The sequence below is a fragment of the Porphyromonas pogonae genome, from assembly GCF_036320655.1.
Taxonomy (GTDB): Bacteria; Bacteroidota; Bacteroidia; order Bacteroidales; family Porphyromonadaceae; genus Porphyromonas; species Porphyromonas pogonae.
In genome coordinates, this window is record NZ_CP143258.1 from 2,477,687 (window position 1) to 2,493,279 (window position 15,593).

Genomic DNA, 15,593 nt, shown 5'->3' on the forward strand with positions numbered 1-15,593 from the left:
AATAAAACGCAAACCTATTTATTATATTTACCTCACCAAAATAAAAACGAAGGATATTGCATTTACCACACTTCTCGATAATAATTATTGAAGCTTTTCGTGCAAACGTCTTTAAATAAACTACAAAAACTAAAAATATTTCAAACTAAACTTATTGATGAAAAGATTAACCCAACTTTCATTATGGCTGTTGTGTCTGTGCTACTTTGCGCTCAATACTTCAGCTCAAAAGATTTATTCGCCCGACAAGAAACTTGAACTTTCTTTCTCTTTGACCGCACAAGGGGAGCCGGCTTACGCCCTCAAATTTATTGATGGTAAGATAGTAACCAAGTCAAGTAAACTAGGCTTCGAAATGACTGACAGTAAAAAGTCCCTGAACAAAAACTTTGAAGTCATAGACAAAAAAGAAACCTCTTTTGACGAAACATGGCAGCCTGTTTGGGGAGAAGTAAAGAATATCAGGAATCATTATAATGAATTACTGGTAAATCTCAAACAAAAGGAAACTGGACACAATCTTGCCATACGTTTCCGACTGTTCGATGATGGTCTTGGATTTCGATACGAATTCCCTGCCGGCAAAGAGATGAACTTTCTTACCGTCAAAAAAGAACTCACACAATTTGCAATGAATGGCGATATGAAAGCTTATTGGATACCGGGAGATTATGATACGGAAGAATATGACTTTACTACAAGTCGATTGTCCGAGATCAGAAGCTTGTTCGATAAAGCCTATACTCCCAACTGCTCTCAAAAGGGATTTTCCAAGACAGGAGTACAAACCCCTCTGATGCTCAAATCTGATGATGGGCTTTACATCAATATACATGAAGCAGCCCTTATAGACTTTCCCGCAATCAATTTGGATCTAAATGATAAAAACTTTGTATTCTCTGTAGAATTGACACCTGACGCCCAAGGTAACAGAGGACATATCGAAGCACCCTTCAATACCCCATGGAGAACTATCGTTGTAAGCAAAGATGCCAGAGATATACTTGCCTCTAAACTGATCTACAATCTCAATGAGCCATGCGCTTACGAAACAACTGATTGGATCAAGCCAGTGAAATACATGGGTGTATGGTGGGAAATGATCACTGGCAAGAGTTCTTGGGCTTATACAGATGATTTACCTTATGTAAAAATAGGTCAAACAGATTACACTAAAACAAAACCCAACGGACATCACGGAGCCACAAATGAGAATGTAAAGAAATACATCGACTTCGCAGCCAAGCACGGTTTTGATGCCATATTAGTCGAAGGCTGGAATATAGGCTGGGAAGATTGGTTTGGCAATTCTAAGGATTTTGTATTTGACTTTGTAACTCCTTATCCTGATTTTGACGTGGCTATGCTGCGTGACTATGCCAAAAGCAAAGGCATCAAAATCATCATGCACCACGAAACATCCGGTTCAGTGAGAAACTATGAGAGACATATGCACAAAGCCTATCAATTTATGGTAGATAATAATTACCATGCAGTAAAAAGCGGATACGTAGGTAACATCATCCCCCGTGGAGAATATCATTATGGTCAATCCATGGTCAACCACTATCTCTACGCTGTAACAGAAGCGGCTAAGTACAAGATCTCAGTCAATGCTCATGAATCCGTGCACATGACCGGACTAAGCAGAACTTACCCCAACCTTATCGCTCAAGAATCAGCAAGAGGCCAAGAATATCAGTCCTTCGGAGGTAATAATGCCAATCACCTTACCCTCCTCCCCTTTACTCGTCTTATGGGAGGCCCCATGGACTATACGCCGGGAATATTTCAGATGGATATAAGCAAATATAATCCTGAAAACAAATCACATGTCAACACTACAATTTGTAATCAACTCGCATGTTATGTAACCATGTACAGCCCATTACAAATGGCAGCTGACTTACCCGAAGTATATGAGAAACATATGGATGCTTTCCAATTTATCAAAGATGTAGCAGTAGATTGGGATGACTCTAAAATCTTGGAAGCCGAACCGGGAGAATACATCACCATTGCGCGCAAAGCTAAAAACTCCGACAATTGGTTTATTGGCAATGTAGCAGGTTACAACGGACATAAATCACAGCTCAACCTTGATTTTCTTGATCCCGGCAAGAGGTATACAGCTACATTATATACAGATGCTCCCACGGCTCATTATAAGAACAATCCCGAAGTTTATAACATAAAAAAGATCACAGTAAAAAAAGGGAGCAAACTCGATTTGAGATCTGCACCGGGCGGAGGTTTCGCTATTTCCATCATGCCTCTGAAATAAACATTGATTATATAAAATAAATAAGAGTAACAAATAAGATGAAATCTACCAAATCACAGTACAGAGTACTTCTGATGACTTTCATGTCTTTGATATTCATCAACATGGCTTATGCCCAAGATATTATGATCAAGGGACAAGTATTGGATGAGCAAGGCGAATGTGTTATAGGAGCTTCAGTACAAATCAAAAACAAACCGGGATCCGGAGCTGTAACTGACTTAGACGGCAATTTCCAACTCAAAGCTGCCAAGAATGCAGTACTTACAATCTCTTATGTAGGCTATGTCACACAAGAGATATCCCTGGCTACAACCACACTACCTCTCAAAGTAATCCTCAAAGAGGATAGTAAGCAACTCAAAGAAGTTGTGGTCATAGGTTACGGGTCGGTACAAAAAAAGGATCTTACCGGCTCTATTAGCAGCATCGGAGAAAAAGATTTCCAAAAAGGAGCTATAGCTACACCGGGCGAATTACTCGTTGGTAAAGTAGCCGGTGTACAAATCACTCCCAACGGATCTCCCGGTGCCGGAAGTACTATACGTATCCGTGGAGGAGCTTCGCTCAATGCAAGTAACGACCCTCTCATCGTGATCGACGGAGTGCCTATCGAAAATAATGCAGCAAAGGGGTCACCCAGTGTGCTTAGCTCTATCAATCCACAGGATATAGCATCTATGAACGTACTGAAAGATGCCTCCGCAACAGCGATCTATGGTTCACGAGCATCTAACGGGGTTATCATCATTACCACTAAAAAAGGTAAAATGGGGCAGAGCACACAGATTAACGTGTCTACCCAGAATTCTATTGCATTCACATCTAAGTTTGTAGATGTACTCAAAGCAGATCAATTCAGAGAATTGATCAAAGAGCACTCTCCGTCAAAAGCATCATTATTGGGCAATGCTAATACAGACTGGCAGAAAGAAATCTATCAAGCAGCTTTCGGATCGGATAATAATATTAGTATAAGCGGAGCCCTGGGAGCACTTCCCTACCGTGTTTCAATAGGGATGTACTATCAAGACGGAGTGCTCAAAACGGATAATATGAAACGTATCAGCAGCGGCATCAGCCTTAACCCACGGTTCTTCGATAATCATCTGAGCATTGATGCCAATCTAAAACTATCCGGAACAAAAAACAGATTTGCCAATAAGGATGCTATCGGCTCCGCTGTTGTTTTTGATCCTACGCAACCGGTAAAGGCAGAAGGCTTCGATCAGTTCGGCGGATACTTTACATGGATGAACGGCGGTAAGATCACAGTACTTGCTCCCGCCAATCCTGTAGCACTCATCAATCAGCGTGATGACAAAAGCAATGTTTTCCGTTCTATAGGAAGCATCAAATTTGATTATAAAACATTTACCCTGCCCGATCTTCGTTTCAATCTTAACCTCGGCTTCGATTACACAGATAGCAATGGTAAAATATTTGTACCTGCGAACGCCGCATTCGAATGGTATAGAGGCAATAACAAAAATGGAGGAAAAGGAGGTACCAATAATGAATACAAGCAGAAAAAACGCAACCTATTACTTGACTTCTATGCCAACTACAATAAGGAAATAGCAGCAATCAGCAGTCGCATCGATGTAATGGCAGGTTATTCATACCAGGATTGGAAAACAACGGAATACATGTTCCCTGATTATACGGCTGCTAAGGAAGTCATTTCCACACCTGTATTCGATCGTGATTATCCGCAAAACACATTGGTTTCATGGTATTCTCGTATCAATTATAGCTTATTGGAGACTGTTGCACGAGAATTGCCCTTTTAATATTGCCTATATCGCTGGATATCATTATATTTGAATATTAAACCAGTAGTCAAAACAGTCTCTATGAGTAAGGAAAAGAACACCAATGCCGCATCTTTTGCAGAACTAGCAGTAGAACGTCGTCGCCAAGCCACCAAAAACAACTTTTTACATCAGATTGACAGCATTGTAGATTGGCGTCCCATCTCCAACTTGCTCAACAAACATTGCCTTAAGGGAGACACCCCATTTGGCGCTTCCTCTTACCGCCCCATTATGCTCTTCAAGATCCTGCTTTTGGAGACTTGGTACGGTCTCTCAGATCGTCAAGTAGAAGAGCGAATCAACGATTCCCTCACATGGAGTGCCTTCCTGGGCCTGACGATGGACTTTGTTTCTCCCGATCACTCCACCATCTGTCGCTTCCGGCAAGAACTTATAGAGAAAGGCTTAATGGCAAAGCTATTCAAGCTTCTCAACAAGCAACTCAAACAACATGGCATCATGGAGATCAAAGAGGGCGCCATTGTGGACGCAAGTATTGTTGACAGCCCCAACAAACCAACGGGAGGGCTTCAAATTGTGATCTGCGATGATCGGGAGGATACTCGTAGCGATCAAGAGAAAGAGGCTGAAGAAGAATACCAAGTCAAAGTCTGCTCAACGAAACCCGGCGTAGATGAAGAGGCTCGTTGGGTGAAGAAATGCAATGAATATAGATACGGTTACAAGAAGCACATCTTAACAGACACCAAGGGACTAATACATGAAGTAATCACCACAGCGGCTAACGTGGCAGATACGACACAAATCATACCTCTGTTGGAGCAGGCTCAACTCCCCCAAGAGACAATGATATTAGCGGACAAAGGGTACACATCCAAGAAAAACAGAGGTTATCTGTGCGACCACAACTTGATAGATGGCATCATGCACAAAGCAGTCAAAGGTATGCCACTGACGGATGGTAAAAAGCAATTGAATAGACTGATCAGTTCCATGCGATGGCAGATAGAGCGTAGCTTTGGTAGCATTATACGATGGTTTCATGGTGGACGATGTCGCTACCGAGGAATTGCTAAAACGCATTATCAGAACCTCATTGAGTCTTTGGCGTACAATCTCAAACGTGCGCCAAAGCTACTTATGCAACAAAACGTAAACTAGACTCTACTTGAGGGGCACTGACCCCTCAAGAGGCTCAAAAATGAGCTAAATCAAGAAAGTTAGAATCAAAATTCCTTCGTCTGTTCACTAAAATCGGGCGGAAAACGGCTCGTTTTATGTCTCTGTGTCTCGATCCGACTTTTTCAACAGTCTCTATTGGACAAATATCTTTTTACAGCTACTGTGCGTGCCGACGGATCTTCCCGTTTTAGCAAAGACAATCGCTGGGGTATATTCCCGTCATTGGCTCTGGCTTGGCGTCTCAAGCAAGAGAGCTTCCTCAAAGATGTAGCATTTGTAAATGATCTCAAACTCAGACTTGGCTATGGCGTTACAGGACAACAAGACGGTATTGCCAACTACAGCTATATTCCGGGATACAACTTAAGCTCCAATACAGCTACTTATCAATTTGGGAATACATTCTATAATATGTATCGTCCGGCAGCTTATGACAAAGATATCAAATGGGAACAAACCGCTACTACAAACATTGGACTTGATTACAGCTTCTTAAACAATAGAATATCGGGTACGATAGATTATTACTATAAGAAAACTAAGGATCTACTGAATGAAATACCCATCCCAGCAGGATCCAACTTCTCAAATAAGCTCCTGACCAATGTGGGGAATATCACCAATCAAGGTTTTGAGTTTACCATCAATGCCACACCTATACAAACGGAAAAGTTGTCTTGGGATGTAAGCTACAATATCACACTGAACAAAACTAAGATTACCAAGCTGAATCAAACCGAAGACCCCAATTACCTCGGTGTGCTCACAGGAGGCATCAGAGGCGGGACAGGTAATAATATTCAGATACACTCCGTCAATCACGCTCCGGGTTCATTCTTTGTTTTCAAACAACTTTATGACACCAACGGCAAGCCTATAGAAGGAGCCTATGCCGACCTTAACAATGACGGGATCTACAACGAGAAGGACAGATATCAGTATAAATCACCCGAACCTAAAGTGTTCATGGGATTCTCCACATCACTCAATTACGGTAAGTGGAATCTGTCCACAGCTCTACGTGTCAGCATAGGTAATTATATCTACGACAACGTATCGTCATCATTGGCTATTTTCAATGAGATAATAAACTCCAACAATTTCTTGCAAAATACACCTAAAGAGATCTATAAGAGCAAGTTTTCCACAGCACAGTATATGTCTGATTACTATGTGAAAAATGCTTCATTCCTCAAGATGGACAATCTTTCCTTAGGTTATGATTTCGGCAAGCTTTTCAACAATGTTGGACTCAGAGCCTCTGCTACGGTACAAAACGTCTTTACATGGAGCAAGTACAAAGGCATAGATCCGGAGAGAGCTATTGACAATAATTTGTATCCTGTGCCTCGCACTTATTCACTCAATCTTTCATTCTCTTTATAATTATCTACTAACATTAAGACTGTTATGAATCAGTATTTCAATATAAAAGGTATAGGTATCCTCGGGCTATGTTCGTTGCTGGGTCTTAGTTCTTGCATGAAAGATCTGGATCGTGAGCCGACAAATACCGATACAGCCAAAACGGTATTCAACACTCCTGAGGGAACAAAAAAAGCTCTTGCCAAAGTTTATGGAGCATTTGCTCTTACCGGTAACGAAGGTCCTGCCGGACAAGGCGATGTAGCAGGTATTGACGAAGGGGCAAGCGACTTCTTACGTAATTATTTCAACTTACAAGAGCTTTGTACAGACGAGGCTATATGTGCTTGGGCCGACGACGGTGTTCCTGATATACACAATATGAATTGGTCGTCTTCCAATCCTTTTGTCAAAGGCCTATATTATCGTAGCCTTTACCAGATCAAGCTGGCTACGGACTTCTTGGTACAGACCCAAGGTAAAGCTTCAGATCCTGAAGTTAAAGTCTACAGAGCCGAAGCTCGCTTCTTGCGTGCTTTCCAGTACTGGGTGATGATGGATATCTTCGGTAATCCTCCTTTTATCAATGAGGAACTCGGCACAGGTAAAGTATATCCCAAACAGATTATGCGCAAAGACCTTTTTGCTTTTCTAATCAAAGAGATCAAAGAATTTGAGCCGGACTTGAAAGCTGCCAAGCGAAATGAATACGGACGTGTGGATCAAGCAGCCGCTTGGGCTCTATTGTCAAGAATATATCTCAATGCCGAGGTGTATGCAAGAGAGAATCATTATAAAGAAGCTGCAGAGTATGCTGAAAAAGTAATCAACTCAGGCTACACTCCTGTGGCTAAATACGGAAATCTCTTCCTTGCCGATAATAACCTGAATAATAGTGAGACAATCCTTTCCATTAATTATGACGGTATACACAGCAAAAATTACGGAGGTAGTACCTTCCTGATCAATTCTTCGTCCAGTGCCGACGCCATCACTGTACATAAACAAAAGATGGGGATCAATGGCGGTTGGGGTGGCAATAGAGCCACATCTGCCTTGGAAGCTCTTTTTGATAAAAGTAAAGATACACGCTATATGATGGCGTATAAAGACAAAGAAATCAAAAAGGCAAGCGAATTTATGCAAGGTGTATTTGTATATAAGTTCCGCAATGTAACATCAAAAGAAGAGAATGGGCAAAATAGCACTTTCACAGATACTGACTATCCTCTTTTCCGTGTAGCAGAGATGTATCTCAACTATGCAGAAGCTGCAGCAAGAGGTGGAGCAGACCAAGCCAAAGGACTTTCTTATATAAACAAAATCAGGGAACGTGCCTATGGCAATGCTTCAGGTAACTTCAGCACGCTCAAGCTGGATGATGTATTGGCCGAGCGCGGACGTGAACTGTATTGGGAGTGCATGCGCCGTACTGACCTCATCCGTTTCGGTAAGTTTACTTCCGGCTCATACCTTTGGCCATGGAAAGGTGGAGTCAAAGATGGTCGTGGTGTTTCAGAGCACTACAGCATTTACCCATTACCATCCGATGATGTACAGGCAAACTCCAAAAATTTGAAACAAAATCCCAACTACTAAAAGACAAGTTATCTTATGAAAATCAATATAGCATTCAAGAGCGTTCTTTGTCTGGCCATGGGGCTTGCAACCTTTGCCTCATGCGACAAAGATGAAGATCGTGCTATCATAAATCCACAAGCCCCTTCCTCCATAAAACTGAGCAAACAAGACGTTGTTATTGCTCCTGACAAAGGAGGAGAAGTTGCTCTGAAAATGGACTGGACTGCGGCGGATTTAGGATATGATAAGACAGCGGTATACTACGCACTGCTTATTTCTAATCCCGCTCAAAAGGAGAAAAAAGATACTATCTCCTTGGCTATGGGAACCAATATTCTATCCAAGAGTTTTACCAATCTTGAGCTCAATGATTTGGCTACTACGAAGCTAAAACTTGCAGTAGATAAAAAAGCGACCCTCCATATGCAAATAAAAGCTTCACCTTTCATTTCAGGTGGAGCGGGTAGCTCTACGGTACCACCGCCTTTTATCTTGTCAAAAGCTGTGGCATTGACGTTGACTCCGGCATCAATCTCCAATAAACTGCCCGACTACTTCCTAATCGGGAATATGTTTGGCGAAAATGAGTGGAAAAATAATTATACTGGATTCCCATTATTTACAGATGATCCTGCGATAGAGATCTATACCTATACCGGTAAATTCAAAGCTAAATCAGAGTTCAAATTTATTTCTGAGAAGAATCTGGGTACATGGAATGGTCTTCTTGGCTTTGTCTCTGCGGGTAAATTAGGGACGGAAAAAGCTGAAAACATCTCTGATATCAAAACTGAAGGATACTATACGGTAACACTGGATCCTCAAAAACTCACTTACAGCATCAAGCCTTTTGATGAGAAAGGAATGCCTAAGTACGCCAAAATAGGAATTATTGGTAATGGTGCCATCAGTTGGGACAAAGATCTTGAGCTTACCAAAGCAAAATATGACGAACATATCTGGACAGCTCAAGACGTTACAATCAAAGAAGGTGAAATCAAATTTAGAGCCGACTCTAAATGGGATACGAGTTGGGGAGGAGCAGAACTTCTGGTAGGTAAAAGCGCCAAAGGAGGTGGCAACATCAAGATTTCCTCTAAAATAGCGGGCATTTATGACGTGGTATTCTGCGACCTTACCGGAGAATTCCATTTTCTCAAAAAGAAGTAGTCCGGCATAATATCCTCAATGAGTTAAGATAATATGAATTAACATCAATGCCTATGCAGCGGACATTGATATGATACAAAACCCTCCATCCCCTGAAATTTCTGAGACGAAATTTCAGGGGATTATTTCTTTTGGAAGATCAAATCCCCTTCTCTACCATATTCGAGACTGTTACAAAAGTCAACAGTCTTGTGGATTTTGGAGGTAAAGCCGACAAAAGACACTTTGATCGGGCATAGAAGGTAAAGTGCAAGGCGCTAAGAGTGAGTGCACAGGGAGTTTACTTCAGGTAAATGACCAAGCGCGAATCTCGCAAGCAACGAAGCAATTGGCCTGCTATGCAACGGTCTCTATTCATCAATAAAAGATTGAGCACAACAAACTTCACCAATAATAAAAAGTTAAAAATAAGAGCATTATACACTAACTGCTTATTTTAATTGCTATATAAAAACTTATTATACCTTTGTAATATAGGTTAACAAAAAGCACCAATTGATTATAAGGTATGGCTCCAATAATAATAGAGATACTATGAAAATTAAGGTAAGCTGCCTCTTGATACTTGTAATATGTAATTTTTTTTTCATGAAAGTTTTTGCGCAAAACTTAAACACAGATAAAATTGAAAATAAAAATTATATCTACACAATACCCCAGTATCTCATCTTTGGGGCCAATATAGGTACGGATTTCTCCATATCATCAAAAATAACATTAGGAGGAGAAATTAACGCTCATTACAGATTCGGACCACCCAATTTGGCAATCAGTCCTATAATGAAGTACTATTTCAAAGGTCAAATAGGAAATGGGTATTATGCACGAGCAAAATTGGTTGGAGGATTTTTTTTCAACCAAACAGCAATAGATGACCATCCTTATTACGCAGGAGGAGGAATTGGGATAGGGGGAATGACCCCTCTTTTTAGATCAGGTAAATGGTATATTTTTGCAGATTTAGGTTTTAAATTTGTAGCTCCTTTTGGAAATAGAAGTCAGAGCAAGATTGACGATAATCTTTGGGGTATGATTTATTACACATTGTTGAGCCCTGCTTCTATGCCGGAATTATTTGTAGGGATTGCCTTCAGGCTATGACCTCGTATCGATTAACTTTTCAGAGAATAAAAATTAAAAGTATTTGTAAAACAAAAATATTTATTGAAAATCAGAACCTGCTTTGAATTTCTCAGTTATCTATAAACCAGATGAAATTCATATAGTAAGATCAAGTTTTTAGTCGGATATATTTTGGGTTGAATCTGTTTATTAGGATTATTTCTTATTCTCCTGTTTGGTTTCAACTCTATATGTGGTGCCATGCCATTGTGTTGGTTATCTGCTTCCTATTAGCAGATTTTACGGAGGCTTTTATAAAAAGGGAAGATGCTCTAAAAAGAAATAATAATGAAAGAGGTTAGAATAGATTTTGTCTATTAGAGAGGAGGAATTTATATATTTTAGCTCCTATTTTTCACCATTTTGAGCTGCCCTATATTACTAAACACTCATAAGTGTAGTATAATAATGCCTCTTCAATAAGTATGCAACAATGACAAATTGCAACTAACCGGCTCTCAAAACTGGTGTTATTAGCCTTTTCATAGTATTTAACCCCAGAATATCTATCCTACAAAAAGAATAATAAAACATGCATTTACAAACAAAAAATAAATCAAAAGCAGTAATTAACTTTCATTTTGAAAACTATTTTTTCAACCAAAGTATGAAAGAGGTTTTTGATCGGCTTTAATTAATTTTGTAACTACGTTGTGATAATTTCTTAGTTAAGTTACAATTTTTTCCTAACTACGAAAATGGAATTACCTAGTTAGAAAAATAATAGAAGGTAGTTAGAAAAATAATAAAAGGTAGTGAGGATATGATACTCTTTGAGCATAGTGCATAAAAAACCGTAAACAGAGCATACAGCTCCGTTTACGGTTGATTTATGTATATAGAATAATATATTTTAGATTCTGACAATTTGCTATTTCATATTCCGCGTATGTTTTTGACATTTTGCAAAACGGAAGCCCTCCAAAGCTACATATTCTTCCAAGGAGAATAAATAATTATTCTCAGCAAAATGTGATATGTTATTTACTTTGGTTTCCATATTCATGATTGATTAATTCTTAGTCTATTTATAAAGTGATCGGTGTAGATACAAAGATACAACATCGTACCCACCTTTGTCAAGAGCAAAATCTAATTTATTTGCTCTTGACAAAACTACTCACATCATTTTGTCCGATATAAGTACATATTTCATATCTCTTATAATCTTACCATAATAATAACACGGATAAATGCCCTTACAACTCAGAATAAATAAAGAAATGTATCGCGTTATATTATGAATAATATTATATAACCTAAAAGTCTATTTAAATTTTCACCAATTGCTGAAGATATATTTTATTAATAAATAATGAAGTATCTTTGTAAAGCAAGGATATTTCGGGCATATTACAACTCCTTCAGTGAACTATAATTTATAAATCCCAATACGATATAAAACATCTTAAACATCAAGAAATGAAGAAAATCAACTTGCTGATTATAGGACTGCTTTGTGCTTGCATGCTTATGACAGCTCAAGTTCCGACCAAAAATCAGATTGCACCTGCACTGATTCCATTACCTGCAGAGATGAGTCTAGGGAGAGGATACTTCCAACTCTCATCAAATACAAGCATCACGCTGGCCGCAAATTCACAAGAGGACAAACAACTTGTAGAGCTACTAAATAGTGCCCTGAAAGAGCGCTGCGGAGCAAAACTGAAAACATCCAAATCAGGTAATATCAAGCTTGTAATTACAAGCCGCAAAACAGACAATCCCGAAGGATATAACCTCAACATTACTCCACAATCAATAGAGCTATCGTCCTCTACTCGTGACGGCCTTTTTTACGGTATCCAGACGATACTGCAACTCACCGACAATAAAGGTCGTATCAAGGCCATGACCATAAAAGATGAACCACGCTTCAAGTACAGAGGACTGCACCTCGATGTATCACGCCATTTTATGAGCAAAGAATTTATCAAAAAGCTACTCGATGAAATGGCTTATTACAAACTCAATACCTTTCACTGGCACCTTGTAGACGGTGGTGGCTGGAGAATGGAATCCAAGAAGTATCCCCTACTCACCCAAAAAGCAGCTTTCAGAACAATAGAAGACTGGGATGAGTGGTGGGGACATGACCGCCGGTTTGTAGACGAGGGTACACCCGGAAGTTATGGAGGCTACTATACCCAAGAAGACATAAAGGAGATAGTAGCTTATGCCAAGAAGAAACATATTACTATCATACCCGAAATAGAGATGCCGGGACATAGTAATGAAGTATTCGCAGCATATCCTGAGCTAAACTGCTTGGGTAAGTGGGATTACGAAACGAGCGATTTCTGTGCCGGCAACGAAAAGGTATTTAAGTTCCTCGAAGACATCTTAGATGAGACCATGGAGCTTTTCCCATCTCGATACATACACATCGGAGGTGACGAAGCTGATAAGAAAAATTGGAGTTCATGTCCCAAGTGTCAAGCACGTATCAAACAGGAAGGGCTCAAGAACAAGGAAGAGCTACAAAGCTACTTCATCAAAAGAATAGAAAAATACCTGATCAGCAAGGGACGTAAGCTTATCGGCTGGGATGAGATACTCGAAGGCGGACTTGCACCTGAAGCTACGGTAATGAGCTGGAGAGGAGAAAAAGGAGGCATTGAAGCTGCTCGTCAAGGACACGATGTAGTGATGACACCGGGCGGCTATGTGTATTTTGATTTTTATCAATCTGATCCTCTGAGCGAACCTAAAGCTATCGGTGGATATACTACTTTGGAGAGAGTATATTCTTATAATCCTGAGCCTACAGACCTGACACCTGAACAACATCGTCACATCCTGGGTGCACAAGCTAATGTATGGACAGAATATATCCCTAATGAAAAGCACTGTGCTTACATGATATTTCCTAGGCTACTGGCTCTTGCTGAAGTGGTATGGACACCTCAAAACAAACGACAATTTGATAATTTCCTCCCAAGAGTGAACATACACAATGAACAACTACAAGAAAGAGGAATCAATACTTACCCACTAAAAAACATAGATTTGTCTATGGAAGTAGATACCGTAGCTAAAGAAATTAGGGTAAAAGCAAAAACAGAAAAAATCCCCGCCGAATTAAGATATACGACCGATGGCACAATGCCCACCAAAAACTCAGCTTTGTACCATGACAAAATAGTGGTAAAAGACTCGGCGAGCATTGTGGCTTCACTCTTTGAAAACGGCAATCCTATCTTTAAGCCCATACATTATCGTGTGGATTACCATAAAGCGATAGGTTGCCCGGTGACTTACAATAGTAAATTCGACAAAGGATACCCCGCAGGAGGAGCTACTGCACTTACTGACGGATACCGCGGAGGCCCCACCTATCTCGATGGACGCTGGCAAGGCTTTACCGAGACCATGGATGTGGTGATAGACCTGAAAAAGGAGCAACCACTGCACCGAATATTTGCAAAATTTATGCAGGTAAAAGGAGCATGGGTCTACATGCCTGAAACCGTAGAGGTACTTTTGAGTTCGGATGGCAAAAACTTTACCTCACTGGGAACTGTAAAAACAACGGTACCTATAGACGAGATGAAGCTTTCATTTGAGGTATTCAGCTTCAATACTACGATGAAAGCTCGTTATGTAAAGCTGATAGCCAAACAAAGCAAGATCAAAAATTATTTCCTCTTTGTGGACGAAATAGTAGTTCAGTAGATACCTCATAGCATGCCTGGCCTAGAAGGTCAGGCACGAAAAGAGCTTGTCAAAACTATACCTATACAGATAAACCTGTATGACTTGTCGGGAAAAACACCACAAGCTGAAAAGTATAGCGCAGACAAGCTTTTTTTATACCATAATACTATGAAGCCGATAGACCAACCAAAAGCTCCTTTTTATTTCAGGAGACTGTTGCAAAAGTCAACAGTCTTGTGGATTTTCGAGGCAAAGCCGACAAAAGACACTTTGACCGGGCAAAGAGGGTAAAGTGCAAGGCGCTAAGAGTGAGTGCACAGGGAATTTACTTCAGGTAAATGACCAAGCGCGAATCTCGCAAGCAACGAAGCAATTGGCCTGCTATGCAACGGTCTCTTCAGGAATATGATACTATTAATACTAACGCCAAGCAAGGGCAAGCATAGCTTAAAGAACCGATATCTTTCTACAAGAAAAGCGGAAGAATAATGCTGGCGATAGAGAGGATAATAATGATGGTGATAAGGTAACGGTCAAGTTTGTGCCTTACCTTGGATAATGCACGAGCCGAAAGTATCCCCAAAGGGATTATACTCAGAAACAACATGCCTTTATAAGAAGGGCCTGTAAACATAGCCAAAGTCATCAGATAAGTCGTGGTACGGCTCGCGGAAAAAAGAAGAGTACGATTTTTCACTCTCTCCTGCCAGTAACTGGAGTAAAGATAAACAAGCCCGATAATATGTATAAGTATAAGTACCAAGGGATAGAGATACCAGAAAAAATAGCCTTCATTGTAATGCCATATAAAATCCAAAGAAGTAAGCAGATTCAGGTTTTCTATGTAATAGTCTTTGAGTCCCAAAGTAGGAAGTGCTGTAAAAACAGGGATGAAAATCCACAAAGGAGTGATGGCTCCGATAATTATGGCCAAAATATTACGTAATGAAAACGAACGCATAAAATACAGCTCAATAATAAAAAAGGGAAGCAACCACAGAGAAGGTAGCCATATCATAGCTGCAATGCCCAAAGAGAGACCCAAAGAAAAACAATGATCGGGAGCTGATGATTGCTGATAAGTGGAATACAAGCAGGCCAAAGCCCACAATTCCAAAAGAATACAGGGAATAAAACGATCCCATTCATAAAAAAAAGAACAGGTAAATATAAGAAGAAGCATAAAGAACAGGGCTCTGCCATATACCCTGAGGAGTATAAAATAGTTGGTCAATTTCATCCCGAAAAAACCAGCCAGCACAAAAACAACCAGCCCCGCTACAGTGCGCTGTATATTGCTTAGCCGAGGAAGATCTATCCAATACTCCGGCTCTACGGGAGATAAGGAGTTAAAGAAGATGTTAAGGGTGATCAATAGCAAACCCAGTAAAAAACTAATAGGGATAAGCCAGTAGGGTTTTCTGCTATTGTTACTTTCGATATAGCTCATTATG

Annotated in this window: 10 protein-coding genes; 9 read left to right on the plus strand and 1 reads right to left on the minus strand. The window is 40.2% G+C overall.

The annotated features are described in order from the left end of the window. The first annotated feature begins 157 nt into the window (after positions 1-157). From VYJ22_RS09910 to VYJ22_RS09950, 9 genes are all read left to right on the plus strand, one after another. The gene (locus VYJ22_RS09910) at positions 158-2,284 is read left to right on the plus strand and encodes a glycoside hydrolase family 97 protein (RefSeq protein WP_329903865.1); all 2,127 of its coding nucleotides are present in this window, start codon (positions 158-160) and stop codon (positions 2,282-2,284) included. A 38-nt stretch (positions 2,285-2,322) separates the two neighbouring features. After that, positions 2,323-4,077, plus strand: coding sequence for a SusC/RagA family TonB-linked outer membrane protein (locus VYJ22_RS09915; protein WP_329903866.1), 1,755 nt, complete (start codon positions 2,323-2,325; stop codon positions 4,075-4,077). A gap of 63 nt (positions 4,078-4,140) precedes the next feature. After that, positions 4,141-5,223 (plus strand): IS5 family transposase, encoded by a 1,083-nt coding sequence (locus tag VYJ22_RS09920; protein WP_329903867.1) that lies wholly within the window; start codon positions 4,141-4,143, stop codon positions 5,221-5,223. A 156-nt stretch (positions 5,224-5,379) separates the two neighbouring features. After that, complete coding sequence (locus tag VYJ22_RS09925) at positions 5,380-6,630, plus strand: TonB-dependent receptor domain-containing protein (protein ID WP_329903869.1); 1,251 nt, start codon at positions 5,380-5,382, stop codon at positions 6,628-6,630. A gap of 24 nt (positions 6,631-6,654) precedes the next feature. Further along, positions 6,655-8,208, plus strand: a complete 1,554-nt coding sequence (locus VYJ22_RS09930; RefSeq protein ID WP_329903871.1) for a RagB/SusD family nutrient uptake outer membrane protein — start codon at positions 6,655-6,657, stop codon at positions 8,206-8,208. Positions 8,209-8,223: 15 nt separating this feature from the next. Then, positions 8,224-9,360 carry a SusE domain-containing protein gene (locus tag VYJ22_RS09935; protein WP_329903872.1) on the plus strand — a complete coding sequence of 379 codons (1,137 nt, stop codon included), beginning with the start codon at positions 8,224-8,226 and terminating at the stop codon, positions 9,358-9,360. Positions 9,361-9,653: 293 nt separating this feature from the next. Continuing rightward, complete coding sequence (locus VYJ22_RS09940) at positions 9,654-9,800, plus strand: hypothetical protein (protein ID WP_329903874.1); 147 nt, start codon at positions 9,654-9,656, stop codon at positions 9,798-9,800. Between the two features lie 94 nt (positions 9,801-9,894). Next, on the plus strand, positions 9,895-10,461 hold the full coding sequence (locus VYJ22_RS09945) for a hypothetical protein (RefSeq protein WP_329903876.1): 567 nt from the start codon (positions 9,895-9,897) through the stop codon (positions 10,459-10,461). A gap of 1,443 nt (positions 10,462-11,904) precedes the next feature. After that, on the plus strand, positions 11,905-14,157 hold the full coding sequence (locus VYJ22_RS09950; RefSeq protein WP_329903877.1) for a glycoside hydrolase family 20 protein: 2,253 nt from the start codon (positions 11,905-11,907) through the stop codon (positions 14,155-14,157). A gap of 448 nt (positions 14,158-14,605) precedes the next feature. On the opposite strand, the gene VYJ22_RS09955 is transcribed toward VYJ22_RS09950, so the two are convergent. Next, positions 14,606-15,589 (minus strand): DUF6427 family protein, encoded by a 984-nt coding sequence (locus VYJ22_RS09955; protein ID WP_329903879.1) that lies wholly within the window; start codon positions 15,587-15,589, stop codon positions 14,606-14,608. Positions 15,590-15,593 lie beyond the last annotated feature (4 nt).

Coding starts and splice junctions, on each gene's coding strand:
- VYJ22_RS09910 (WP_329903865.1), top strand. CDS start 158: ATGAAAAGATTAACCCAACTTTCATTATGGCTGTTGTGTCTGTGCTAC.
- VYJ22_RS09915 (WP_329903866.1), top strand. CDS start 2,323: ATGAAATCTACCAAATCACAGTACAGAGTACTTCTGATGACTTTCATG.
- VYJ22_RS09920 (WP_329903867.1), top strand. CDS start 4,141: ATGAGTAAGGAAAAGAACACCAATGCCGCATCTTTTGCAGAACTAGCA.
- VYJ22_RS09930 (WP_329903871.1), top strand. CDS start 6,655: ATGAATCAGTATTTCAATATAAAAGGTATAGGTATCCTCGGGCTATGT.
- VYJ22_RS09935 (WP_329903872.1), top strand. CDS start 8,224: ATGAAAATCAATATAGCATTCAAGAGCGTTCTTTGTCTGGCCATGGGG.
- VYJ22_RS09940 (WP_329903874.1), top strand. CDS start 9,654: ATGACCAAGCGCGAATCTCGCAAGCAACGAAGCAATTGGCCTGCTATG.
- VYJ22_RS09945 (WP_329903876.1), top strand. CDS start 9,895: ATGAAAATTAAGGTAAGCTGCCTCTTGATACTTGTAATATGTAATTTT.
- VYJ22_RS09950 (WP_329903877.1), top strand. CDS start 11,905: ATGAAGAAAATCAACTTGCTGATTATAGGACTGCTTTGTGCTTGCATG.
- VYJ22_RS09955 (WP_329903879.1), bottom strand. CDS start 15,589: ATGAGCTATATCGAAAGTAACAATAGCAGAAAACCCTACTGGCTTATC.